The organism is Variovorax stachyos, from assembly GCF_051400855.1.
GTDB lineage: Bacteria > Pseudomonadota > Gammaproteobacteria > Burkholderiales > Burkholderiaceae_C > Variovorax.
Genome location: NZ_JBLFFN010000011.1, coordinates 124,190 through 145,517 on the forward strand (window position 1 = coordinate 124,190; position 21,328 = coordinate 145,517).

The following is a 21,328-nucleotide window of genomic DNA, read 5'->3' on the forward strand; positions in this document are numbered from 1 at the left end:
AGACATTTTTTTGAAGAAAGCGCTGCTCTTCCTGCTATTCGGGTTGCTGGCCCTCGTGCTGACTGCCGCGGTCGCCATGTACCTGGTCGTGAAGCTGGCGCTGGCGCCCGGTCCGGGCGAGTGGCCGACGCGCATCAAGGCGGGGCCTTTCGCGCTCGAGGTCGGCGTCCCCACCGCGATCCGGCTCGCCACCTCCTCCTGGTTCGCGCCCTGGCTGGCGGGCCGCAGCTTCAAGACCGAGCACGGCCCGGTGCATGTCGGCTGGAACGAGGCCACCAGCACCCTCGAGCTGGACTGCGCGCCCTGCAGCGCCCGCGTGCCGGCGCTTGGCAACACGCCCCTGCGCCTGGACAACCTGCGCTTCACCGCGCGCCGCGATGCCGGCTCGCTCAACGGCGTGCTCGAAGCCACGCCGGCCGCGACCACCGTGTCCAGCGTCGCGGGCGACAACGTGCTGCGCGCGCGCTGGGAAGGCAGGCTCACGCAGAAGTCCCTGCAGATCCACATCGATGCGCCGGAGGCGCCGATCGCCCGCTGGTACAGCGTGCTGGCGCCCGCCATCCCCGAGCTGCAGCGGGCGCGCATTGGCGGCACGCTGGCGCTGCGCGCCCAGCTCGACCTGCCGGGACACCATCTCGCGCTGCATCCGCGCATCGAGCAGTTCAGCGTCGAGGGCCTGGGCACCGAAGCCCTGCTCGGCGCCCGCAGCAGCTGCGGCCCGCCGAGCCGGCTGACGCCCGACAGCTGGCTCGCGCGCGCGGTGATCGCGGCCGAGGACCAGCGCTTCTTCAGCCATCCCGGCTACGACCTGGTCGAACTCACGGCCGCCCTCGATGCCAACCAGAAGGCCGCCCAGGTCGAGCGCGGCGGCAGCACCCTCAGCCAGCAGCTGGCCCGGCTGATCGTGACCGGCAGCGAGCGCAGCGCCGAGCGCAAGCTGCGCGAGCTGCTCTACGCGGTGGAGATGGAGCAGACGCTGGGCAAGCCCCGCATCCTTCAGCTCTACCTCGACAACGCGCCTTGGGGCCCGGACGGCCTGTGCGGCGCGGAGGCTGCGGCGCGCCGCTACTTCAAGCGCAGTGCCCGCAACCTGGAGCCGGCCCAGGCGGTCTGGCTGGCCGCGATGCTGAACAACCCGGGCGCTGCGCTCGAGAAATGGCAGCGCGACGGGCGCATCGACGGCGAGCGCGCCAAGTGGGTGGTCGAGGGCCTGCGCGGAATCACCCGCACCCAGCGCGAGTCGCTGCAGAGGAACATCGCCGCGGCCCGCTTCGCACCGCCGCCCTGAAGCGGGCACCGCCCGCACCAAGTCGGCGCAGCCGCACGCGCCCCAGCTCGGCGGGCGCTGGCATTCATCTTGCGATGCCGGTACCGATGGATGCTGTCACCGCCCTCCCGCCCGCGGCCGTCGAGATCGTGGCGCTCAGCAAGCGCTACGCCGCCGGCACGCCGCCCGCGGTCGACCAGATCGACCTGCGCATTGCCAGCGGCAGCTATTGCTGCCTGCTCGGCCCCTCCGGCTGCGGCAAGAGCACCACGCTGCGCATGGTGGCGGGCCACGAGTCGGTGACCAGCGGCGACATCCTGCTGGACAACCGCAACATCACCCACCTGCCGGCCGCGGCCCGCGGCACGGCCATGATGTTCCAGAGCTTCGCCCTCTTCCCGCATCTCTGCGCGCTCGACAACGTGGCCTTCAGCCTCAAGATGAAGGGCGTCTCGAAAGCCGAGCGCCACCGGCGCGCCGGCCAGCTGCTGGAGCGCGTCGCGATGGGACACCTGGCGCAGCGCAAGCCGGGCGAGCTCTCGGGCGGGCAGCAGCAGCGCGTGGCGCTGGCCCGCGCGCTGATCACCCAGCCGCGCGTGCTGCTGCTCGACGAGCCCCTGTCCGCGCTCGATCCCTTTCTGCGCATCCAGATGCGCGCCGAGCTGCGGCGTTGGCAGAAGGAGCTGGGCCTGACCTTCATCCACGTCACGCACTCGCAGGAAGAGGCGATGGCGCTGGCCGACACCATGGTGGTGATGAACCACGGGCTGATCGAGCAGGTGGGCACGCCGCACGCGGTCTACAACCACCCGGCCAGCGAATTCGTCGCGCGCTTCATGGGCGGGCACAACGTGCTGGAGACGCCCGGCGGGCTGATCGCGGTGCGCAACGACCACATGCGCATCGCGCCCGAGGGCAGCGAGCCCGGCCACGCGGCGCGCGTCACCGACGTGGAATACCAGGGCACCTACGTGCTGATCGGCCTGCAGCTCGCGGACGCGGCGCCCGAGCGCAGCGGGGTTTCGGTGCTGCTGCCGGAGAAGGCCTTCGGCACGCATCCCTACGCAGCCGGCGACGGCGTGCGCCTCTCGTGGTCGCCGGCCGATGCGCGTGCGCTTGGCCGTGGCGCCGTCCGCCCCCAGGGCGAACCGCCAGCAGGGCCGTTGTCGCGGCCGGCGCCTTTGTCCGCGCTCGCGGCAATGGCGGCCTGACCCCCTATTCATCCAATTCATCACCGCGCCATCAGGAGCCAAACCATGTCCGAACCCATCGACTCGACCACCGGCAAAGGCGTGCAGCGCCGCACCCTGCTTCAGGGCACCGCGGGCATCCTTGCCGCCGGCGTGTTCCCCGCCATCCACGCGCAGGAGAAGATCGTGCTGCGCTACCTCGGCACCGCGGTCAACCAGGACAAGGCGATCGCCGAGAAGTTCAAGGCCGACACCGGCATCGAGATCCAGTACGTGGCCGTCACCACCGACGACGTCACCAAGCGCGCGGTGACCGCGCCCAACAGCTTCGACCTGATCGACACCGAGTACTTCTCGCTGAAGAAGATCGTCCCCACCGGCAACCTCAAGGGCATCGACGCGAAGAAGATCAAGAACGCCGACAAGATCACCTCGCTCTTCACCAAGGGCGAGGTGGGCGGCAAGAAGGTGGGCGACCAGGGCACCGCGCCGAAGAAGGTGATGTTCCTCGAGGGCGAGAAGAGCAAGGTCTTCGCCAAGTCGCCGACCCAGTTCATGTCCTTGATCCCGACCGTCTACAACGCCGACACGCTGGGCATCCGGCCCGACCTGATCAAGCGGCCGATCGACACCTGGGCCGAGCTGCTCAACCCCGAGTTCAAGGGCAAGACCGCGATCCTCAACATCCCCTCCATCGGCATCATGGATGCGGCGATGGTGGTGGAGGCCAAGGGCATCCACAGGTACGCCGACAAGGGCAACATGACCAAGGCCGAGATCGACCTCACGATCAAGACGCTGATCGAGGCCAAGAAGGCCGGCCAGTTCCGCGCGCTGTGGAAGGACTTCAACGAGTCGGTCAACCTGATGGCGTCGGGCGAGGTGGTGATCCAGTCGATGTGGTCCCCCGCCGTGACAGCGGTGCGCACCAAGGGCATCTCCTGCAACTTCCAGCCGCTGAAGGAAGGCTACCGCGCCTGGGCCGCCGGCTTCGGTTTGCCGGCCACGCTCTCGGGCAGGAAGCTCGACGGGGCCTACGAGTTCATCAACTGGTTCCTCGACGGCTGGCCCGGCGCCTACCTCAACCGCCAGGGCTACTACAGCGCGGTGCTGGAAACCGCGAAGGCGAAGATGGAGCCCTACGAGTGGGCCTACTGGATGGAGGGCAAGGCCGCGACGCAGGACATCAAGAGCCCCAACGGCGAGCTGCTGGCCAAGACCGGCGCGGTGCGCGACGGCGGCAGCTACGAGCAGCGCATGGGTGCCATCGCCTGCTGGAACGCCGTGATGGACGAGAACGAGTACATGGTGCGCAAGTGGAACGAGTTCGTCGCAGCGTGACTTTGGCTCGCCCCCAGGTCGCTGCGCACTTCTTGTCGCGACGCCCACCCCCCACCGGGGGCGACACCAGCGGCCCGGCAAAGCCGGTTCCGCGGTGTTCCCCGAAAAAGCCGCCTCTCGTTAGATCATGAGTTCTCCCGGCAGCGCGCACACCGCCACCATGCCCGTGCACGCCATCAAGCCCTGGTGGCAGGCCGCGCCCTTCGCCGCGGTCTTCCTGCTCTTCTTCCTGATCCCGCTGGCGCTGATCGCGATGGTCAGCCTCTGGAACTTCAACGAGTACGAGCTGATCCCGGCGCTCACGCTGCGCAACTACGCGAGCATCTTCGAAGGCTGCTCGCATCTCACCGACGACGGCGACTTCTGCGTCACGCTCTCCACCTACCTGAGCACGCTCAAGTTCTGCCTGCTGGTCTGGGCGATCACGCTGGCCGTCGGCTTCGCCGTGGCCTACTTCCTCGCCTTCCACGTGCGCTCGCCCGGCATGCAGACCCTGCTGTTCGTGTTGTGCACCGTGCCCTTCTGGACCTCGAACGTGATCCGCATGATCTCGTGGGTCCCCCTGCTCGGGCGCAACGGGCTCGTCAACCAGGGCCTGGTGGGGCTGGGCCTGGTCGACGCACCCGTCGAATGGCTGCTGTTCTCGGACTTCTCGGTGGTGCTGGCCTTCGTGCACCTCTACACGATGTTCATGATCGTGCCGATCTTCAACTCGATGATGCGCATCGACCGCTCGCTGCTCGAAGCCGCCAGCGACGCCGGCGCCTCCGGCTGGCAGACGCTGTGGAACGTGGTCGTGCCGCTCTCGCGCACCGGCATCCTCATCGGCTCGATCTTCGTCGTCACCATCGTGATGGGCGACTTCGTCACCATCGGCGTGATGGGCGGCCAGCAGATCGCCTCGGTCGGCAAGATCATCCAGGTCCAGACCTCCTACCTCCAGTTCCCGCTGGCAGCCGCCAACGCCATGATCCTGCTGGCGGTGGTGCTGATGATCATCTGGGGCCTGACGCGGCTCGTGGACATCCGGAAGGAACTCTGATGCGCAGCGCCCCGCTCGGCGAACAGCGCGGCCCAGGCTTCTGGCCGCTTGCGATCGTGTTCGCGCTCTTCGTGCTCTTCCTCTACGGGCCGATGATCACGATCTTCGTGCTGAGCTTCCAGGGCCCGGAAGGCGGCCTGACCTTTCCGCTGCGGGGCGTCTCGCTGCACTGGTTCCACAAGCTCGCCGAAGGCCTCGGCACGGTGGACATCGCAGCGGCCTTCCGGCGCTCGCTGCTGCTGGGCACGGTGGTCATGCTCTTCACCGTCGCGCTCTCGGTGCTCGCGGGCCTGGCCTTCCGCAAGAAGCTTTCGGGCGGCAACGCGCTCTTCTTCGTCACGGTGGCCAGCCTGGTCATGCCCTCCATCATCGTGTCGCTGGGCATCGGCCTGCAGTTCCGCCTGCTCGACAGCGGCATCAAGGGCGCGCTCACGGCGCTCGAGGCCAACGGCGCGCTCGAGAACTACGGCACCGCGCTGGGCCTGCTCAGCTCCGCGCTGGGAGCGCACCTCACCTGGACGCTGCCCTTCGGCCTGCTGATCATGTTCGCGGTCTTCAACCGCTTCAATCCGGCCTACGAGGAGGCCGCGCGCGACCTCGGCGCCACGCCCTGGCAGAGCTTCAGGCATGTGGTGCTGCCGCTGATCGGGCCGTCGATCGTCGGCATCGGCATGTTCGGCTTCACGCTCAGCTGGGACGAGATCGCGCGCACCTCGCAGGCCATCGGCGACGTCAACACCTTGCCGCTGGAACTGCAGGGCCTGACTTCGACCGTTACCACCCCCGCCATCTATGCGCTGGGTACGGTCACCACCGTCGTCTCCTTCGCGGTGATGGCGATCGCACTCGGCGCCGCGGCCTGGCTGCGCCGGCGCGCCACGCGCCGGCGACCCTGATGCCGATGACCATGAGCCGCACGGCCGCTCCGAAGGCGAATAGCACCGTAGCCGGAGGCGAAGGTTCTCCAGTGAGCCGCACGGCCGCCCGAAGGCGAATAGCACCGCAGCCGAAGGCGAAGGAACTCCAGTGGGCCGCCTGCTGATCATCAATCCCAACACCTCGGCGACCGTGAGCACGCTGCTGCAGCGCCATGTGCAAAGCGAGGTCAGCCCGGCCTTGAAGGTGCACACCGTCACCGCCCGCTTCGGCGCCCCCTACATCGCCAGCGAGGCCAGCTACGCGGTGGCGCAGCACGCCGTGCTCGACGCCTGGGCCGCGGCGGTGGAGCACGGCGAGCGGCCCGATGCGGTGCTGATCGGCTGCTTCGGCGACCCGGGACTGTTCGCCCTGCGCGAGACCTGCGGCGTGCCGGTGGGCGGCCTGGCGCAGGCCGCCTTCGCGGTCGCGGCCGGGCACGGGCGCTTCGCGGTGGTCACGGGCGGCGAGCGTTGGCGGCCGATGCTCGAGCGTCTTGCCCTGGCGCTCGGCCACGCGGGCTCGCTGGCCGGCATCCACACGGTGGCGCAAAGCGGTGCCGAGCTCGCCGCCGACCCGGCCCGCGCCCATGCGCTGCTGGCCGACGCCTGCCTGGAGGCGGTGGCCCGCTTCGATGCCGAAGCGGTGATCCTGGGTGGCGCGGGGCTGGCGGGCCTGGCCGCGGCCATTGCGCCCCGTCTTCCGGTGCCGCTGATCGACAGCGTGGGCGCCGGCGCGCGCTGGGCCATCGAGGCCGGCCGCGCGCCGCCCGGGCCATCCGCCGCCGGCATCGACGTGGCCTGGCAGGGCGTGTCATGGGAGCTCGAGGCCCTGGCGGGACGGCACCCACACCCCTGACGCGGTCGTCGGCTCCGTGCCACCATGCCGCCGATGAGCGCCACCCGCGACCCGGAGGGGCTCGCACCGCAGCCGAAGGTACCTCCAATGAACACACCCAACACGGCCCACCCTGCGCACCATGTCGAACCCGTCTCGCTGGGGCGCCCGCGCGGCATCGACCAGATCGTCGCCGGCGTCTCCACCAGCGACGGCGACGGCGTCAAGCTCACGCGCGTGCTGCACCAGACGCTTCAGCAGCGGCTCGACCCCTACCTGATGCTCGACGCCTTCGGCAGCGACAACCCCGGCGACTACATCGGCGGCTTCCCCAGCCATCCGCACCGCGGCTTCGAGACCGTCACCTACATGATCGCGGGCCGCATGCGCCATCGCGACAGCGCCGGCCACGAAGGCCTGCTGTCCGGCGGCGGCGTGCAGTGGATGACCGCCGGCCGCGGCCTGGTGCACAGCGAGTTGCCCGAGCAGGAGGAAGGGCTGATGGAAGGCTTCCAGCTCTGGCTCAACCTGCCGGCCAAGGACAAGATGTGCGAGCCCTCGTACCGCGACATCCAGAGCGAGGAAATCCCCGAATTCGTGACGCCGGCCGGCGTGCGCGTGCGCGTGATCGCAGGCGAGAGCCACGGCATTGCCGGCGCCGTACAGCGCGCGCACACCGAGCCGCTGTGCCTCGACATCGCGCTGCCGCCCGGCACCGAGTTCGCCCAGCCGATGTCGCCGGAGCGCAACGCGCTGCTCTATGTGTTCCGCGAGTCGCTCTTCATCGGGAACAGCGAGATCCCGACCAAGCGCATGGCCATCCTCGCCAACGAAGAGGAAAGCGACGGCGTGCTGGTTCGCGCGCCGGCCTCCAATCACAGCCTTGCACGGGCGCTGCTGATCGCGGGCAAGCCGCTGCACGAGCCGATCGAGCAGTACGGCCCCTTCGTCATGAACACGCGCGAGCAGTTGGCGCAGGCGATGCGCGATCTGCAGAGCGGAAAGCTCGGCTGAGGCGCCCAAGGCCGGGAAATGTAGTCATGCACCTACGGGAGCTCGCGTCCGCCGCGGTGCAACGCGGGGCGCAGGCCCTGCGTAGATTGAAGCGATGACAGAAGTCCGCAAAGGCCAGGCGCCGCCGCCGATCGAGCGCACCGAGTTCCACGATCGCTTCATGCAGACCTACCGCGACCCGGCTTTCCAGGCCGAGTCGCAGGCACTGGCACGCATCGAGGTCATTGCATGGGAGGCCTACCAGCAAGGCCGCAAGGCTCCGACCACGCGCAAGGCCGGTCCCGGCTATGCCGATCCCGAGTACGAGCTCTCCATCGAGTGGCTCGAAGCGAAGGAGCGCATCGAGCGCGCGAAGGCCGCCTGGTCCAGGCCGGAGACCAAGTCGCGCATACTGCTGATCAACGGCTCGCCGCGCAACGACGGCACCTGCCCCGGCGAGATGTCGAAGACCTTCCGCCTGATGCAGCTGGCCCGCGAGGTGCTGGACCCACGGCAGTTCGACTGCGATGTGCTGGATCTCAGCCGGCTGACCTCCGACTACGGCCGCCATATCCATCCATGCAAGGCCTGCGTCTCCACCGCGATGCCGCTGTGCCACTGGCCCTGCAGCTGCTACCCGAATCATTCGCTGCGGCAGACCGGCGACTGGATGAACGAGATCTACGAACGCTGGGCCGCTGCCCACGGCGTCATCCTGTTCACGCCGACGCATTGGTACCAGGCCGCCAGCCCGCTCAAGCTGATGGCCGACCGCCTGGTCTGCGCCGACGGCGGCAATCCGGACCCCACGTCCACCCATGGCAAAAAGGCGGACGAGGCGAAGGCCATCGAGCTCAAGGGCTGGGGCTATCCCAAGCACCTGGCGGGCCGCGCCTACGGCCTGGTGGTACATGGCGACGTGGCCGGAGTCGAAAGCCTGCGGCGCAACCTCAGCGACTGGCTGGACTGGATGGGCCTGATCGACGCCGGTGCGAAGGCGCGGCTGGACCGCTATGTCGGCTACTACGAACCCTACGCCACCAGCCACGACGCGCTGGACCGCGACACCGGCCTGCAGGAAGAGGTGCGCAATGTCGCGCGCGCGGTCGCCCGCGCGGTGGCCGCACTGCGCGCCGGGCAGCTCCAGCCGCCGGACGCCGCCCTCGAGTCCCCGCGGCCCAAGTAGGCGCGGGGCGAAACGCAGCGATATCTTTCTTTACGTCGCGCTCACCCCGGTGCGACGGCGGCGATACAGAGCGCTTCCAAACTTGCCTCACCTGCCGCCGTATCGGCAGGCTTCTTCGAAAGGAAGCACTCTCATGATCTCGTCTCGTCAGAAAAAGCTCATGGCCGGCCTGATCGCCTCGGCCGCCTTCGCCTGCAGCACCGGCTTCGCGCAGGGATCCCCGGCCGCGACGACCGCTCCCGCCGCGAGCGCGCAGGCCGCCCCGGCAGAGGCCAAGCCCTCCCGCCCGCACGCGGACCGCGCCCAGCGCATCGAGCGCATGCAAGCCAAGCGCGCGCAACGGCTGGCCGAGCTCAAGCAGAAGCTGCGGCTCGATGCGAGCCAGGAAGGCGCGTGGAACAGCTTCACCGCCGCGCAGCAGCGGCCCGCCCGGGCGGCAGGCCAGGCCCGCATGGACCGCGCCGAGTTCGCGAAACTGACGACGCCGCAGCGCCTGGAGCGCATGCAGGCGCGCCAGGCCGAGCGCAGCGCGCGCTTCGCCCAGCGCATCGAGGCCACGCGCAGCTTCTACGCGACGCTGTCGCCGGAGCAGCAAAAGACCTTCGATGCGGAAACCGTGCACGCCGGGTATCGCGGCGGCCATGGCCACCCGCACCAAGGCCAGCGCGAAGGCGCCAAGAGCTGAGCGCGGCACGTGCCCTACGAAAAAGCCCGCATCGCTGCGGGTTTTTTTTTGATCAGGTTGCAGTTACTGCGGCGTACCCGTCCTGTCCTTCGGGTTGGTCGGAACTTCCGGCCTCTCGCCCCTTTCGCCGAAGCGCGGCTTGACCTTGCGGGCATCCGCGCTCACCTCGGCGCGCGACATCTCGCCGGTGGGCCTCGGCATGGCGTTGGGCTGGCTGTTCACCGTGGTCGTCGCCTCGCCCTTGGGCACCGGGTTGTTCGTGTTGTTGCGGTTGTGGGCGCGGGCCTCCGCCCTCACTGCATCGCGGGAGGCGGGGTCGCTGCCATCGGGCCGCTGGGTGGCATTGGCCACGCCGCCCGGCACGCTCTTGGTGCTGGCCTGTCCGCCCTTGGCCGGGTCGGGCTGGGCCGGGACGGTGGTGGTCTGCGCGAAACCGGCGCCCGCCAAGCCCATCAGGCCGGTGAACACGGTGCTGGCAATCAAGGCTCTCTTCATGGTGATGTCCCCTTTCAAAGGTCAAACAAACGTAAGCGTGAGCCCCTTGCGCGAGCTCTGAGTTCAACGTAGGCGGCCCTCGGCACCACCGATGTGGGGTTGGGGCAGCCCCGCCTGTAGGAGCCGGCCGCCGCGTGGCGCAGGCCGGCGAAGGAGGTGGCAAGCTCCTACAGCATGGGCGCTTGCCTCGGCTTACAACTGAGCATGTGAAGCCCTCCACCCCCGCCGCCGGCACGGCGACCACGCCCACCTCGCTCAAGGTCATGACGGTGAACACCCACAAGGGCTTCACCGCGCTCAATCGCAGGTTCATCCTGCCGGAACTGCGCGAAGCGGTGCGCACGGTCGGTGCCGACGTGGTGTTCCTGCAGGAGGTGCTGGGCACCCATTCGCGCCACTCGCGCAAGATCGACAACTGGCCGGAGGCGCCGCACTACGAATTCCTGGCCGACACCATGTGGCCGCAGTTCGCCTACGGCCGCAACGCGGTCTATCCCCGCGGCCATCACGGCAACGCCGTCTTGTCGAAGTTCCCGATCGTCCACTTCAAGAACCACGACGTGTCGATCGTCGGGCCCGAGAAGCGCGGCCTGCTGCATTGCGTGCTGCGGCTGCCCGGCCGTCCCATCGATGTCCATGCGATCTGCGCGCACCTGGGCCTGGCCGAGAACCACCGGATCCAGCAGCTCGAGCTGCTCTGCCACATCGTGCGCGACGAGGTGCCGGCCGACGCGCCGCTGATCGTGGCCGGCGACTTCAACGACTGGCGCGGCCGCGCGCATGACATCCTCGAACAGGGCGCGTCACTGCGCGAGGTCTTCGTGCAAGCCAACGGCAGCGCCGCGAGGACCTTCCCCTCGCGCTTCCCCCTGCTGCCGCTGGACCGCATCTACGTGCGCAATGCGGGCGTGCACGCGCCGGTGGTGTTGCCGCGCAAGCCGTGGTCGCACCTCTCCGACCATGCGCCGCTGGTGGCGGAGATCGAGCTCTGACCGCCAAGGGGAGTCCTTCCATGGCCCAGCGCTGGACAACCGGCAACCGCGTGGAGCTGCTCGAGAACGGCGAGCAGTTCTTTCCCCGTGTCTTCGAGGCCATCCGCAACGCCGAGCGCGAGGTGATCATCGAGACCTTCATCCTGTTCGAGGACAAGGTCGGGCTCGCGCTGCACGAAGCCATCCGCGAGGCTGCGATACGAGGCGTGAAGGTGGACCTGCTGGTCGACGGCTTCGGCTCGCCCGACCTGTCCGACGAGTTCGTCCAGGGCCTGACCATGTCGGGCGTGCGGGTGCGCGTGTTCGACCCGGGCCGCCGCTTCCTTGGCCAGCGGCTCAACCTCTTTCGCCGCATGCACCGCAAGATCACGGTGATCGACGGCCGGCTGGCCTTCGTGGGCGGCATCAACTTCTCCGCCGACCACCTGATGGATTTCGGGCCCAAGGCCAAGCAGGACTATGCGGTGGAGCTCGAGGGACCGATCGTCTCGGAGATCCATCGCTTCGTGCTGCACGCCATCGCCGTCGGCAACAAGAGCCCCGGCTGGTTCCGGCGCCGGCTCAGGGCGGCGCCGCCCATGGCCAACGCGGCAGCCGGCCAAGCCGAGGTGCAGTTCGTCACGCGCGACAACGGCGACCATACCAACGACATCGAGCGGCACTATCTCGCCGCCATCCGCGCCGCCCGGAGGCGCATCGTCATCGCCAACGCCTACTTCTTCCCCGGCTACCGCGTCATCAAGGCACTGCGCCGTGCAGCGCGCCGCGGGGTCGACGTCAACCTGATCCTGCAGGGCGAGCCCGACATGCCGATCGTCAAGGTGGCGGCCAGCATGCTGTACCACCACCTGCTGCACGCCGGCGTGCACATCCACGAGTACTGCCAGCGGCCGCTGCACGCGAAGGTGGCCCGGGTGGACGACCGCTGGAGCACGGTCGGCTCCAGCAACCTCGACCCGTTGAGCCTGTCGCTCAACCTCGAGGCCAACGTGGTCGTGCGCGACACAGCCCTCGCCTTGCAGCTGGACGAACGCCTCGACTACCTGATGCGTCACCACTGCAACAAGATCGACACCGCCGATCTCAGCGAATGGAGCGCCTGGCGGCTGGTTCGCAGCTTCTTCGTCTTCCACCTGCTGCGCTGGTATCCCTCCTGGATGGGCTGGCTGCCACGCCATCGGCCGCGGCTCGAGCCCCTGGCCGGCCAAGGACCGCACGGCGGCGCGACGCGAACGGACAACGCATGAGACGCCGGGCCGCTCCCAAGTGGAATAGCACCGCAGCGCACAGCGCGGAGGTTACCCAATGAGCAACAGCGCGCGCCCCACTCTGCGCGCCGCCCCCCGGCGGCGCCGCCTCACTGCGCGCGCATGGTGGCCATGGCTCAAGCGCATCGTGACGTGGAGCTTCTTCGGCCTGGTGGCCTGGCTGCTCGTGCACCAGGCGCGCACCATCGACTGGACGAAGGTGCTCCAGGCAGTGCTCGACATTCCGCTGCCCGCGCTGCTGGCTGCCCTGCTGCTGGCCGCCTGCAGCTTCACGCTCTACAGCACCTACGACCTGCTGGGCCGGCACATGACGCGCCATCGCCTCGGCGCGCGCACGGTCATGGGCATCACCTTCATCAGCTATGCCTTCAACCTCAACCTCGGATCGTTGATCGGCGGCGTCGCCTTCCGCTATCGACTCTATTCGCGCCACGGCCTGGGCAACCTCACGATCACGCGCGTGCTCGGCTTCAGCATGCTGACGAACTGGCTCGGCTACCTGGTGGTGGCCGGCGTCGCCTTCTACTTCTGGCCGATGGCGCTGCCGCCCGAATGGAAGATCGAGGCGGACGGGCTGCGCATCCTCGGCGCCACGCTGCTGGTGCTGGCACTGGCCTACCTGGTGATGTGCGCGGTGGCGCGGGAGCACATCTGGGAGATCCGCGGCCACGAGCTGCAGACGCCGGCGCTCGGCATGGCGCTGCTGCAGCTGGCGATGTCCTGCACCAACTGGGCGCTGATCGGTGGCGTCATCTGGTTCCTGCTCCAGCAGCAGCTGCCTTATCCGCACGTGCTTGCGGTGCTGCTGGTGGCTGCGGTGGCAGGCGTGATCACGCATGTGCCCGCGGGCCTGGGCGTGCTGGAGGCGGTGTTCGTCGCGCTGCTGTACCAGATGCCGACCGACCGTCTGCTCGGCGCGCTACTGGCCTATCGCGCAATCTACTACCTGCTGCCGTTGTGCATTGCGTCTGCTGCATATTTCTTGACCGAGGTGCGCGCTCGGCAGCGCCGGCGTGCGGCGCAGCGCGGACCTTGACTTGACGACTCGTGCGGCGACGGAGGTTGCCATGCCCGATCACGCCGACCACCCCGACTACCCCGACCCACCCGAACTCCCGAAGAACCCGCAGCAGGCGCTGGAACTGCTGAGTCAGGCGACGGACCGTTGCCGCGCATGCCCGATCGGCGAGCACGCCACGCAATCGGTGTTCGGCGAGGGCCCGGCCGCTGCCGCAGTCATGGTGGTCGGCGAGCAACCCGGCGATCAGGAGGACCTGCAAGGCCGCCCCTTCGTGGGCCCGGCCGGCCGGCTGTTCGACAAGGCCGTGGCGGACCTGGGCTGGTCGCGCGACCGGCTGTATGTGACCAACGCGGTCAAGCACTTCAAGTTCGAGTTGCGCGGCAAGCGCCGCATGCACAAGACGCCAGCCCAGCGGGAGATCGCCATCTGCCTGCACTGGCTCGACGGCGAGATCGCCCAGGTTCGCCCGCGTGCGCTCATCGCGCTCGGCGCCACGGCCGCGCGTGCCCTGCTGGGGCGACCGGTGCCGGTGATGCGGGCGCGCGGCCAGTGGCACACCGATGCGCGGGGCCTGCCGGTGCTGGTCACGCTGCATCCGTCCGCGCTGCTCAGGGGCGATCCGGAGCAGCGCGAATCCGCCTATGCGCAGTGGCTGCAGGACCTTGCCGTCGCCGACGAGTACCTGACCCCGCGCAAGCGCCGCACTCAGAAGCGGTAGAGGTAGCGCACCTTGTAGAAATTCTCGCCCGGGTTGGGCTTGCGGATGCCGCCGTTCGAGAAGTGCTGGATGCGCAGCGAGAGCTCGTGCTCGCCGCGCGGGCCGAAATTGCGGCCGACGCCCAGTTGCTCGGTGAATTGGAAGCGGGTGCTGAAGCTGCGATCGGGCGACTGGTAGCGGTCGTTCATCGAGGTGCCACCGAGGCCCGCCTCGAAGAACCAGGGCGAGGCGCCCTCCTCGAAGCGAAAGCGCCAGCCCGCGATGACACCTAGCTGCGAGTAGTTGTGATGGCCATCTCGATCGACCTGCGGTGCTCGCCACTGGCTGAGGAACAGATCCGCATAGGCCGTGACCCGGGTGCCCCAGACGAGATGTTGTCGGCCCCAGGGCAGGACCGCGCCGACCGTCAGCGACCGGGTGCTGGTGTCGTTGTGCGGCGCGCGACCCGCCTCGAAATAGAAGGCGGGTGAGTGATCTTCGAAGGCGGATGCGGAGACTGAAAGCGACAAGAGACCGGCAAACAGCAGAACCTTGGCGCAAGGCGATTTTTTATTGGTCATTCGAATTGGCCTGGGAGAAACGGAAACGGCGCCTACCACCGCCACCTTACAGGAGGCGGACTTAGCCAGGTCGCCGCGACAGATGAGACGAAATCTTCGCCGAAAACTCGCCGCTCTGCCACGGGCTCGCTCGATGAGCCTATAGTGCGTTCCAGCCTTTTCGTATGACGTTCATGTCCACAGCCTTCTCCTCCTCCCGGTTCTTCAACCCGTTCATGCTGTGGGCGGATGTGGCCTTCAAGACGCAGGAGATGCTGCTGTACTCCAGCTCCGTGATCCAGCTGCGCACCGAGCGCATGGCCAAGGCCGGCCTCTCGCCCAGCGATGCGGACCTGGCCGAGATGCAGCTCATGAGCCATGAGAAGCTGGCGGCGGCCACGGAGTCGGGCGTCGCGATCGCCAATCAGCTGCACAGCACCCAGTTCGCGCTCGTCAACCGCGCCGTGCGGCACTGGCTGGGCGGCGCCGTCGCGTTGGCTTCGCTGGCCACCAGCACCACGCCGGAGCAGATCTCGATCCACGGCCAGGCGTTCGTCGGCGCGGCCACCCGCTCGGCCGCCACGCTGAGCCAGCTGTCCAGCGCCGGCGCACGCATCGCGCAACGCGGCCTCAAGCCGATCTACGCCAAGGCGAGCGCCAACGCGCTGCGGCTGGCCGGCCCGCAGGCCTGAACGCCCCGCCGCGGCGCCAGAAAAAAAATCGCCCAGGCTCAAGCTTCGCGCAGCGCGAGGCTTGCTAGCCTCGGGCCCATGCGGATTTCCGAACTCGCCCGCCGCGCCGGTGTCACGGTGCACGCGCTGCGCCACTACGAAAGGCTGGGCCTGCTGCTGCCGGCCCGCAACGCCTCGGGCTACCGCGACTATCCGGAGTCGATGCGGCGCGAAGTGGTGTTCATCGCGATGGCGCGACGCATCGGCTTCTCGCTGCCCGCTATCGGCGAGCTGCTGCCGGCCTACCGTGCCGGCCGCCTGAGCATCACGCGGATGACCGATGCATTGGAGGAGCGCGCGGCCGCCCTCGATCAGGAGATTGCCCGGCTGCAGGCATTGCGCGCGCAAGTGATCGAACACGCGGACTGGCTGCGCGCAGAACGACGCGAGCAGCGCGCCGGGACGGAATCGAAGAAGGCGAAGCAGGCGCCCTGGCCGGGCGCGAAGGAGAAGAGACGATGAACCACAGCACTCAGCTCGAGCGACTCGAGCAGGCCGTGCTTGCCATGCCGATGGCGCGCACGCTGGGACTGCGCTTCACGCAGCTCGCAGCCGGGCAGGTCGAGATCGAGCTGCCGATCACCGAAGCTCTCAGCTTCAGCCCGGGCCGCCTGCAGGCGACTGCGGTGTTCGCGGCGGCGGATTTTGCCGCGGTGTCGGCCGCCGGCAGCGTGCTGCCCGAAGGTTGGCGCAACGCGACGGTGGACGCCACGCTGAAGCTGGTGGCGCCCGCAGCCGGCCGCGCCGTGCGGGCCCGCGGCCGCGTGGTGCACGGTGGCCAACTGCTCACCGTGTGCGCGGCGGACGTCTACGCCGTGGCGCCCGAGGGGGGCGAGACGCTGTGCGCCACGCTGCTGGCGACGGCACGCAACATCCGTCCGGGCTGAGGGCGCAGTTGTTCAGCGCCGTTCCGGCACCAACCTCAGCAGCGTGATTTCGGAGGGCGCGCCGAAGCGCTTGGGCGGACCCCAGTAGCCGGTGCCACGGCTGGTGTAGACCCACATCTCGCGCAACCTGTGCAGGCCGGCAGTGAAGGGCTGCTGCAGCGGCACGAACAGGTTCCACGGGAAGAACTGGCCTCCGTGCGTGTGACCCGAGAGCTGCAGCTGGTAGCCCGCCTCGGCCGCGGCCGGCGCACTGCGCGGCTGGTGCGCGAGCAGCAGCCGGGTGCGCACCAGCGGCGGCGCACCGTGCAGGGCACGCAGGGGATCGCTGGCATGGGCGGCATCGAAATGCACGGCGGTGTAGTCGGTCACGCCGGCCACCACCAGGGCGCTGTCGAGCGCCTCCTCGTCGGTCTGCGCACCCTTCACGTTGCGCGTCTGCAGCACCACGTGCTCGTTGAGGAGCACGCGCAGGCCCAGGCGCCGCAGCTCGTCGATCCAGGCATGGGCGCCGGCGTAGTACTCGTGGTTGCCGGTCACCACGAAGGTGCCGTGGCGCGCGCGCAGGCCGGCCAGCGGCGCCACATGCTCGCGCAACTCGGCCACGGTGCCGTCGACCAGGTCACCGGTGATCGCGACCATGTCGGCGCCCAGCCGGTTGACGGCGTCGACGATGCGCTGGATGTAGCCGCGCCGGATGGTTGCGCCGACATGAATGTCGCTGAGCTGGGCGATGGTGAAGCCCTCGAGGCTTTCCGGCAGGTCGCGGATCGGCACGTCCACGCGCACCACGCTCGCGGTGCGCCTGGCGTTGAAGAAGCCGATCAGCGAGACCAGCGTCGCCATGAAGGGCACCGCCGCTGCGCTCCAGGCCTGCATGCGCGGGCCGTCGAATGCCCATCCGCCGACGAAGGCAACGATCCAGCTCAGCAACAGGCCGAGGTCCCGTACCACGGTCAGGACGAACATCGAGGAAAACCAGCCCATGCTCAGCAGGCCCAGCCATTTCCAGCCATTGGAGGGGGCCGAACGCCCGTCCCCGCGGCGCGCACCGACGAAGGGCAGCGGCATGGTGGTGGCCGACAGCACCAGCGCTGCCAGCAGCAGCGGCCAGGCACCGGTGAGCATGGCCAGGGCAGGCAGCAGCCGCAGGCCGATGTAGACATGCAGCAGTGTGAAGAGGACGGTGATGGGGCGAAGCGGCATCGAAGCCTTGCACGGTACCAGCAGGAGCCAAGGAGCGCATGTGGGCGCTGCCTCTGCCACATTCAAGGCGCGTGCCAACAGTCAAGCGCGCGCCAGCGAGGAAAAACCGGCAAGCCGCGCGTCCTCACGCGACGACAGACCTCGGGCTCACGAGTGGGCGCTGACGTCCGTGCCGGCGGGCCAGAGAAACAGAGTCCGGGTCGGGCTGCCGGCGTGGATCTCGACCGTCTGCTTGAGCGTGCGGCCGGCGAGCGTTGCCTCCACCTCATAACGGCCCGGATCGAGGCGCGCCACCATGAAGGGGCCTTGCGCCCTTACCTGCGACAGCACGGTGCGCCCGTCAGCGTCGCGCACCGTCACGGCGACATCGGCAGCGAAGTCCGAACGGCTGCCGTCCTTGACTGCGAACTCGAAGGTCGCCGGCCAGCGGGGTGCCACGGTTTCCATCAGCGCGGCCTCGTCGCTGCTGACGCCGCCGCTCATGTACTCGATGCCGCTGGCCATGTGGATGGGCGGGTTGAAGGCCGCATGCGCTGACAGCGCACCAAGAAGCGACGCACCGCCAAGCGCCAGGGCGGCCGCCGGCCGCCAGAAAGGGGTTGTGTTCATAGCCATGTCCTTGCTCGGTTTGGTGAAGCGGAGACGAAGCGATCGCCCCGCACCCGAACTATGGTCAGGCAGTCTTAGATGAAACTGAAGTCGAGGCGGCGCCGTGCCGCGGGCGCTGAATCAGTCGCTGCTGCGCGCGGCAGCCTGCTGCTCGGCCCGGCGCAGCCCGCCGGCATTGGCGAAGTCGACGTTGGAAGGCCAGACGAACACTGCCCGCGATGGGACCCCGTTGAACACCGTCAGCGGTTGCCGCAGGGTGACGCCGCCCAGGGTGGCGTCGACCTCGTAGGCGCCCGGATCGAGCCGCGCCAACAGGAAAGGTGCCCCCGCGACGGCTTCCATGATCGGGCGGCCGGTATAGCGCTCGCGCACCACCACCGTCACGTCGTCGGGCACGTCGCCCGGCTTCGCACGGTTGACCGAAAACTCCAGCGTGGCCGCCCAGCGCGGCGACACCATGCGCATGAACGCAGCTTCCGCGCTGCTCTTGCCGCCGCACATGTACTCGATGCCTTGGGTCATCAGGATCGGCGGGTTCGAAGGCAGCGCCTGCGCCGAAGTCCATGCACCCAGGAAGACCAGTGCCGCCAGGGGCCACCCGAACCGGTTCGGTTTCATCGCTTCTACCTCGCTCCAAAAAACGGCGTCCAATCGGCCGAAATTCTTGCTTAGCAAAAGTCAGGCTAGGTATAGCGTTTACGCGCAGTGCGGCGCAGCGAGACCCCGAATGCGGCACTTTTTGCGGCTCTCATGGAATGCCGGCCGCCGTCGCTGCCTTACACGTCGATGTTCGCTGCCCGCAGCGCGTTCTGCTCGATGAACTCCCGCCGCGGCTCGACCTCGTCGCCCATCAGCATGGTGAACACGCGGTCGGCTTCGATCGCATCGTCGATCTGCACTCTGAGCAGGCGACGCACGTTGGGATCCATGGTGGTTTCCCACAGCTGCGCGGGGTTCATCTCGCCCAGGCCCTTGTAGCGCTGACGGGAGGTGGCGTTCTCCGCCTGGCCGATCAGCCAGCGCATGGCCTCGCGGAAATCGCCCACCTTCTCTTCCTTGGCCTTCTCGCCCTCCCCGCGGCGAACGACGGCGCCCTCGCCCAGCAGATCGCGGAAAGTCTTGGCGGCCTCGGCCAGCGCGGCGTAGTCGGCACCATGCACGAAGTCCTGCGTGATGACGCTGCTCTTGATGTTGCCGTGATGGCGGCGGCTGATGCGCAAGAGCGGCTTGTCGGTGCGCGCATCGAACTCGCTGGCCACCTCGGCTGGAACGCCGGTCGCGCTGAGTTCGCGCAGCTTCGCCTGCAGCGCCACGGCCGAGGCCTCCGCCGTGGGCGTGGTGTCGAGGTCGAGCGAGATGCCGTCGGCGATGGCACGCAGCGCCTCGGCATCGAGGAAGTTGCCGAGTCGCGCGATCACCGCCTCGGCCAGCTGGTGCTTGCGCGCCAGCTCGGCCAGCGTCTCTCCGCTGAGCGTCGTCGGCTTGTCGCCGCCGGTCTGGATGCTGGCGTCCTTGAGGGCGACCTTGAGCAGGAAGGCGTCGAGCGCCGGCCCGTCCTTGAGGTACTGCTCCTCCTTGCCGACCTTCACCTTGTAGAGCGGCGGTTGCGCGATGTAGATGTGGCCGCGCTCGACCAGCTCGGGCATCTGGCGATAGAAGAAGGTCAGCAGCAGCGTGCGGATGTGGGCACCGTCGACGTCGGCGTCCGTCATGATGATGATGCGGTGGTAGCGCAGCTTGGCGACGTTGAAGTCGTCTGCGCCGCCGCCCGCCGTGGTCGCGCCCGCCCGGCCGATGCCGGTGCCCAGCGCCGTGATCATGGTCAGGATCTCGTTGCTGGTCAGCAGCTTCTCGTAGCGCGCCTTCTCGACGTTGAGGATCTTGCCGCGCAGCGGGAGGATGGCCTGGAACTTCCGGTCTCGCCCCTGCTTGGCGGAGCCGCCGGCGGAGTCGCCCTCGACCAGGTAGACCTCGCACAGGGCCGGGTCCTTCTCCTGGCAGTCGGCCAGCTTGCCGGGCAGGCCCATGCCGTCGAGTACGCCCTTGCGGCGCGTCATCTCGCGCGCCTTGCGGGCCGCCTCGCGAGCACGCGCGGCCTCGACGATCTTGCCGCAGATGATCTTGGCGTCGTTGGGGCGCTCCTGCAGATAGTCGCCGAGCAGCCGCCCGACGATGTCTTCCACCGGGGCGCGCACCTCGCTGGAGACCAGCTTGTCCTTGGTCTGGCTGGAGAACTTGGGCTCGGGCACCTTCACGCTGAGCACGCAGCACAGGCCCTCGCGCATGTCGTCGCCGGTGACCTCGACCTTGGCCTTCTTGGCGAGCTCGTTTTCCTCGATGTACTTGTTGATCACCCGCGTCATCGCGGCGCGCAGGCCGGTGAGGTGGGTGCCGCCGTCACGCTGCGGGATGTTGTTGGTGAAGCACAGCACCTGCTCGTTGTAGCCGCTGTTCCACTGCATCGCGACCTCGACGCCGATGTGCGTGCCCGGGATGCCGCCGTAGGTATCGGCCGGCCGCTCGCCGGCGGCGTAGAACACGTTGGGGTGCAGGACCGTCTTGCCCTTGTTGATGAACTCGACGAAACCCTTGACGCCACCGGTGCCGGAGAAGTCGTCCTCCTTGCCGGTGCGCTCGTCCAGCAGCCTGATGCGCACGCCGTTGTTGAGGAAGCTCAGCTCACGCAGCCGCTTGCTCAGGATCTCGTAGTGGAAGTCGGCGTTCTCCTTGAAGATCTCGGTGTCGGGCAGGAAGTGCACCTCGGTGCCGCGCTTCTCCGTATCGCCCGTGATCTTCATCGGCGACACCTCGACGCCGTTCGCGGTCTCGACGATGCGGTTTTGCACGAAGCCCCTGCTGAACTCGAGCACGTGCACCTTGCCCTCGCGCCGCACCGTGAGACGCAGCATCTTGCTCAGCGCGTTCACGCAGCTCACACCCACGCCGTGCAGGCCGCCCGAGACCTTGTAGCTGTTCTGGTTGAACTTGCCGCCGGCATGCAGCTCGGTCAGCGCGATCTCGGCGGCCGAGCGCTTGGGCTCGTGCTTGTCGTCCATCTTGACGCCCGTCGGGATGCCGCGGCCGTTGTCGACCACCGAGATCGAGTTGTCGGTGTGGATGGTGACGACGATGTCGTCGCAATAGCCCGCCAGCGCCTCGTCGATGGAGTTGTCGACCACCTCGAAGACCAGGTGATGCAGACCGGTGCCGTCCGAGGTATCGCCGATGTACATGCCCGGGCGCTTGCGCACTGCCTCCAGCCCCTCGAGGATCGTGATGGAGCCTTCGCCGTAGGTGTCCGCGGCGGCGGGGGTCACTTCGATCGGAATGGCGCTGTCGATCTCGGGGGTGTAGACGGGCTCGGTGTGCGGCACGTCCGGCTTGTTGTCTTCGCTCATCAGGATCTTTC

General features: G+C 68.5%; 22 protein-coding genes. 16 read left to right on the plus strand and 6 right to left on the minus strand.

What is annotated here, in order from left to right; all coding sequences use genetic code 11:
• Positions 1 to 10 precede the first annotated feature (10 nt).
• The 9 genes from ACMGEZ_RS19950 (at position 11) to ACMGEZ_RS19990 (ending at position 9,456) form a co-directional block, all read left to right on the plus strand.
• Entirely contained in the window at positions 11 to 1,288 is a 1,278-nt protein-coding gene (locus ACMGEZ_RS19950) for a biosynthetic peptidoglycan transglycosylase (RefSeq protein ID WP_436824010.1), read from the plus strand.
• Positions 1,289 to 1,374: 86 nt separating this feature from the next.
• A complete protein-coding gene (locus ACMGEZ_RS19955) occupies positions 1,375 to 2,478 on the plus strand; it encodes an ABC transporter ATP-binding protein (protein WP_436824011.1) in 1,104 nt (367 codons plus the stop codon).
• A 45-nt stretch (positions 2,479 to 2,523) separates the two neighbouring features.
• On the plus strand, positions 2,524 to 3,798 hold the full coding sequence (locus tag ACMGEZ_RS19960; RefSeq protein WP_436824012.1) for an ABC transporter substrate-binding protein: 1,275 nt from the start codon (positions 2,524 to 2,526) through the stop codon (positions 3,796 to 3,798).
• Positions 3,799 to 3,925: 127 nt separating this feature from the next.
• Positions 3,926 to 4,840 carry an ABC transporter permease gene (locus ACMGEZ_RS19965; RefSeq protein WP_436824013.1) on the plus strand — a complete coding sequence of 305 codons (915 nt, stop codon included), beginning with the start codon at positions 3,926 to 3,928 and terminating at the stop codon, positions 4,838 to 4,840.
• Positions 4,840 to 5,736, plus strand: coding sequence for an ABC transporter permease (locus ACMGEZ_RS19970; RefSeq protein WP_436824014.1), 897 nt, complete (start codon positions 4,840 to 4,842; stop codon positions 5,734 to 5,736). Before ACMGEZ_RS19965 ends, ACMGEZ_RS19970 begins: the two co-directional genes overlap by 1 nt.
• A 130-nt stretch (positions 5,737 to 5,866) precedes the next feature.
• The gene (locus tag ACMGEZ_RS19975) at positions 5,867 to 6,613 is read left to right on the plus strand and encodes an aspartate/glutamate racemase family protein (protein ID WP_436824015.1); all 747 of its coding nucleotides are present in this window, start codon (positions 5,867 to 5,869) and stop codon (positions 6,611 to 6,613) included.
• A gap of 87 nt (positions 6,614 to 6,700) precedes the next feature.
• Positions 6,701 to 7,606: a pirin family protein gene (locus tag ACMGEZ_RS19980; protein ID WP_436824016.1), complete on the plus strand. Its 906-nt coding sequence runs from the start codon at positions 6,701 to 6,703 to the stop codon at positions 7,604 to 7,606.
• Between the two features lie 94 nt (positions 7,607 to 7,700).
• A complete protein-coding gene (locus ACMGEZ_RS19985) occupies positions 7,701 to 8,771 on the plus strand; it encodes a flavodoxin family protein (RefSeq protein WP_436824017.1) in 1,071 nt (356 codons plus the stop codon).
• A gap of 133 nt (positions 8,772 to 8,904) precedes the next feature.
• Positions 8,905 to 9,456, plus strand: a complete 552-nt coding sequence (locus ACMGEZ_RS19990; protein WP_436824018.1) for a Spy/CpxP family protein refolding chaperone — start codon at positions 8,905 to 8,907, stop codon at positions 9,454 to 9,456.
• Positions 9,457 to 9,519: 63 nt separating this feature from the next.
• Here the strand turns inward: ACMGEZ_RS19990 and ACMGEZ_RS19995 are convergent, their stop codons facing one another.
• Positions 9,520 to 9,951 carry a serine/threonine protein kinase gene (locus ACMGEZ_RS19995; RefSeq protein WP_436824019.1) on the minus strand — a complete coding sequence of 144 codons (432 nt, stop codon included), beginning with the start codon at positions 9,949 to 9,951 and terminating at the stop codon, positions 9,520 to 9,522.
• Positions 9,952 to 10,214: 263 nt separating this feature from the next.
• Between ACMGEZ_RS19995 and ACMGEZ_RS20000 the strand changes: the two genes are divergently transcribed.
• The 4 genes from ACMGEZ_RS20000 to ACMGEZ_RS20015 are packed head-to-tail and all read left to right on the plus strand — an operon-like array spanning position 10,215 to position 13,950.
• The gene (locus ACMGEZ_RS20000) at positions 10,215 to 10,943 is read left to right on the plus strand and encodes an endonuclease/exonuclease/phosphatase family protein (protein WP_436824074.1); all 729 of its coding nucleotides are present in this window, start codon (positions 10,215 to 10,217) and stop codon (positions 10,941 to 10,943) included.
• 20 nt (positions 10,944 to 10,963) lie between these two features.
• A complete protein-coding gene (gene clsB, locus ACMGEZ_RS20005) occupies positions 10,964 to 12,190 on the plus strand; it encodes a cardiolipin synthase ClsB (RefSeq protein ID WP_436824020.1) in 1,227 nt (408 codons plus the stop codon).
• A gap of 58 nt (positions 12,191 to 12,248) precedes the next feature.
• Complete coding sequence (locus ACMGEZ_RS20010) at positions 12,249 to 13,247, plus strand: lysylphosphatidylglycerol synthase domain-containing protein (protein WP_436824021.1); 999 nt, start codon at positions 12,249 to 12,251, stop codon at positions 13,245 to 13,247.
• A gap of 31 nt (positions 13,248 to 13,278) precedes the next feature.
• Positions 13,279 to 13,950, plus strand: a complete 672-nt coding sequence (locus ACMGEZ_RS20015; RefSeq protein ID WP_436824022.1) for a UdgX family uracil-DNA binding protein — start codon at positions 13,279 to 13,281, stop codon at positions 13,948 to 13,950.
• On the opposite strand, the gene ACMGEZ_RS20020 is transcribed toward ACMGEZ_RS20015, so the two are convergent.
• Positions 13,938 to 14,459, minus strand: coding sequence for an acyloxyacyl hydrolase (locus ACMGEZ_RS20020; RefSeq protein ID WP_436824023.1), 522 nt, complete (start codon positions 14,457 to 14,459; stop codon positions 13,938 to 13,940). The genes ACMGEZ_RS20015 and ACMGEZ_RS20020 overlap by 13 nt on opposite strands.
• 224 nt (positions 14,460 to 14,683) lie before the next feature.
• Between ACMGEZ_RS20020 and ACMGEZ_RS20025 the strand changes: the two genes are divergently transcribed.
• The 3 genes from ACMGEZ_RS20025 (at position 14,684) to ACMGEZ_RS20035 (ending at position 16,107) form a co-directional block, all read left to right on the plus strand.
• Entirely contained in the window at positions 14,684 to 15,181 is a 498-nt protein-coding gene (locus tag ACMGEZ_RS20025; RefSeq protein ID WP_436824024.1) for a polyhydroxyalkanoate granule-associated phasin, read from the plus strand.
• A gap of 78 nt (positions 15,182 to 15,259) precedes the next feature.
• Positions 15,260 to 15,682 (plus strand): MerR family transcriptional regulator, encoded by a 423-nt coding sequence (locus ACMGEZ_RS20030; protein WP_436824025.1) that lies wholly within the window; start codon positions 15,260 to 15,262, stop codon positions 15,680 to 15,682.
• Entirely contained in the window at positions 15,679 to 16,107 is a 429-nt protein-coding gene (locus tag ACMGEZ_RS20035) for a PaaI family thioesterase (protein ID WP_436824026.1), read from the plus strand. The genes ACMGEZ_RS20030 and ACMGEZ_RS20035 overlap by 4 nt, the downstream gene beginning before the upstream one ends.
• Positions 16,108 to 16,119: 12 nt before the next feature.
• On the opposite strand, the gene ACMGEZ_RS20040 is transcribed toward ACMGEZ_RS20035, so the two are convergent.
• The 4 genes from ACMGEZ_RS20040 to gyrB all read right to left on the minus strand — a co-directional run bounded on the left by ACMGEZ_RS20040 (position 16,120) and on the right by gyrB (position 21,317).
• Positions 16,120 to 17,310: a metallophosphoesterase gene (locus ACMGEZ_RS20040; RefSeq protein WP_436824027.1), complete on the minus strand. Its 1,191-nt coding sequence runs from the start codon at positions 17,308 to 17,310 to the stop codon at positions 16,120 to 16,122.
• A 147-nt stretch (positions 17,311 to 17,457) separates the two neighbouring features.
• Positions 17,458 to 17,919, minus strand: a complete 462-nt coding sequence (locus ACMGEZ_RS20045; protein WP_436824028.1) for a hypothetical protein — start codon at positions 17,917 to 17,919, stop codon at positions 17,458 to 17,460.
• 120 nt (positions 17,920 to 18,039) lie between these two features.
• A complete protein-coding gene (locus tag ACMGEZ_RS20050; RefSeq protein WP_436824029.1) occupies positions 18,040 to 18,537 on the minus strand; it encodes a hypothetical protein in 498 nt (165 codons plus the stop codon).
• Positions 18,538 to 18,695: 158 nt separating this feature from the next.
• Positions 18,696 to 21,317, minus strand: coding sequence for a DNA topoisomerase (ATP-hydrolyzing) subunit B (gene gyrB / locus ACMGEZ_RS20055; protein WP_436824030.1), 2,622 nt, complete (start codon positions 21,315 to 21,317; stop codon positions 18,696 to 18,698).
• Positions 21,318 to 21,328: the final 11 nt, after the last annotated feature.

What these genes read in the sequence shown, in the direction of transcription:
- ACMGEZ_RS20050 (WP_436824029.1), bottom strand. Translation starts at nt 18,537, where the DNA reads ATGAAACCGAACCGGTTCGGGTGGCCCCTGGCGGCACTGGTCTTCCTG.
- clsB (WP_436824020.1), top strand. Translation starts at nt 10,964, where the DNA reads ATGGCCCAGCGCTGGACAACCGGCAACCGCGTGGAGCTGCTCGAGAAC.
- ACMGEZ_RS19960 (WP_436824012.1), top strand. Translation starts at nt 2,524, where the DNA reads ATGTCCGAACCCATCGACTCGACCACCGGCAAAGGCGTGCAGCGCCGC.
- ACMGEZ_RS20045 (WP_436824028.1), bottom strand. Translation starts at nt 17,919, where the DNA reads ATGAACACAACCCCTTTCTGGCGGCCGGCGGCCGCCCTGGCGCTTGGC.
- ACMGEZ_RS19985 (WP_436824017.1), top strand. Translation starts at nt 7,701, where the DNA reads ATGACAGAAGTCCGCAAAGGCCAGGCGCCGCCGCCGATCGAGCGCACC.
- ACMGEZ_RS19995 (WP_436824019.1), bottom strand. Translation starts at nt 9,951, where the DNA reads ATGAAGAGAGCCTTGATTGCCAGCACCGTGTTCACCGGCCTGATGGGC.
- ACMGEZ_RS20010 (WP_436824021.1), top strand. Translation starts at nt 12,249, where the DNA reads ATGAGCAACAGCGCGCGCCCCACTCTGCGCGCCGCCCCCCGGCGGCGC.
- ACMGEZ_RS20040 (WP_436824027.1), bottom strand. Translation starts at nt 17,310, where the DNA reads ATGCCGCTTCGCCCCATCACCGTCCTCTTCACACTGCTGCATGTCTAC.
- ACMGEZ_RS19990 (WP_436824018.1), top strand. Translation starts at nt 8,905, where the DNA reads ATGATCTCGTCTCGTCAGAAAAAGCTCATGGCCGGCCTGATCGCCTCG.
- ACMGEZ_RS20015 (WP_436824022.1), top strand. Translation starts at nt 13,279, where the DNA reads ATGCCCGATCACGCCGACCACCCCGACTACCCCGACCCACCCGAACTC.
- ACMGEZ_RS20035 (WP_436824026.1), top strand. Translation starts at nt 15,679, where the DNA reads ATGAACCACAGCACTCAGCTCGAGCGACTCGAGCAGGCCGTGCTTGCC.
- ACMGEZ_RS20030 (WP_436824025.1), top strand. Translation starts at nt 15,260, where the DNA reads ATGCGGATTTCCGAACTCGCCCGCCGCGCCGGTGTCACGGTGCACGCG.
- ACMGEZ_RS19965 (WP_436824013.1), top strand. Translation starts at nt 3,926, where the DNA reads ATGAGTTCTCCCGGCAGCGCGCACACCGCCACCATGCCCGTGCACGCC.
- ACMGEZ_RS19970 (WP_436824014.1), top strand. Translation starts at nt 4,840, where the DNA reads ATGCGCAGCGCCCCGCTCGGCGAACAGCGCGGCCCAGGCTTCTGGCCG.
- ACMGEZ_RS20000 (WP_436824074.1), top strand. Translation starts at nt 10,215, where the DNA reads ATGACGGTGAACACCCACAAGGGCTTCACCGCGCTCAATCGCAGGTTC.
- ACMGEZ_RS19955 (WP_436824011.1), top strand. Translation starts at nt 1,375, where the DNA reads ATGGATGCTGTCACCGCCCTCCCGCCCGCGGCCGTCGAGATCGTGGCG.
- ACMGEZ_RS19980 (WP_436824016.1), top strand. Translation starts at nt 6,701, where the DNA reads ATGAACACACCCAACACGGCCCACCCTGCGCACCATGTCGAACCCGTC.
- ACMGEZ_RS20025 (WP_436824024.1), top strand. Translation starts at nt 14,684, where the DNA reads ATGTCCACAGCCTTCTCCTCCTCCCGGTTCTTCAACCCGTTCATGCTG.
- gyrB (WP_436824030.1), bottom strand. Translation starts at nt 21,317, where the DNA reads ATGAGCGAAGACAACAAGCCGGACGTGCCGCACACCGAGCCCGTCTAC.